Source organism: Paenibacillus sp. LC231, from assembly GCF_001860525.1.
In the GTDB taxonomy this organism is placed as follows: Bacteria; Bacillota; Bacilli; order Paenibacillales; family Paenibacillaceae; genus Paenibacillus_AQ.
Genome location: NZ_JFOM01000052.1, coordinates 1 through 852 on the forward strand (window position 1 = coordinate 1; position 852 = coordinate 852).

The following is an 852-nucleotide window of genomic DNA, read 5'->3' on the forward strand; positions in this document are numbered from 1 at the left end:
GAGCCAGCCGCCGAAGGTGGGGTAGATGATTGGGGTGAAGTCGTAACAAGGTAGCCGTATCGGAAGGTGCGGCTGGATCACCTCCTTTCTATGGAGAATCGTTTCCTGCAACGGAAACATTCAAATAACGATGACGCAAGTCATCGAACAGACTTCATTGAAGTCAACCACGACGTGTATTCATTTGTTCAGTTTTGATGGAATTTGAGGGGCTATAGCTCAGCTGGGAGAGCGCCTGCCTTGCACGCAGGAGGTCAGGGGTTCGATCCCCCTTGGCTCCACCAAATCAATTTCATCAATAAGATATACAATTGATCCTTGAAAACTAGATAACGAAACGAATTTGCGCAATTAGAAATATCCTTTTAGCTGAACTTGTGTCAAAACAAGTTTAATAAAAAGTAGCGCGAAGGTTTTGGGATCATCGATCCTTTGGAAGTTTCGTTTCCACCTATTAACTCGTTTAGTAGATCAGGAAACAAACGGACAACAGAGCGATGAGCACAATAACCGGAGCAATTGGTTAAGCTACTAAGAGCACACGGAGGATGCCTAGGCGCTAGGAGCCGAAGAAGGACGTGGCGAACAACGATACTGCCTCGGGGAGCTGTAAGCAAGCTTCGATCCGGGGATGTCCGAATGGGGAAACCCAGCTAGTGTAATAGCTAGTTACCCGTATCTGAATACATAGGATGCGAGGAGGCATACCCAGGGAACTGAAACATCTAAGTACCTGGAGGAAGAGAAAACAAGAGTGATTCCGTCAGTAGCGGCGAGCGAACGCGGAACAGCCTAAACCAGAGAGCTTGCTCTCTGGGGTTGTGGGACGTCTCACATGGAGTTACAAAGGAA

The 852-nt window shown here is 47.7% G+C and carries 1 tRNA gene and 2 rRNA genes; all 3 read left to right on the forward strand.

Features of this window, described 5'->3' with window-relative positions:
• A 16S ribosomal RNA gene (locus tag AK95_RS27320) occupies nucleotides 1-88 on the forward strand; the annotation flags it as partial.
• A 120-nt stretch (nucleotides 89-208) separates the two neighbouring features.
• Nucleotides 209-284, forward strand: a tRNA-Ala gene (locus AK95_RS27325).
• 237 nt (nucleotides 285-521) lie between these two features.
• Nucleotides 522-852, forward strand: a 23S ribosomal RNA gene (locus tag AK95_RS27330); the annotation flags it as partial.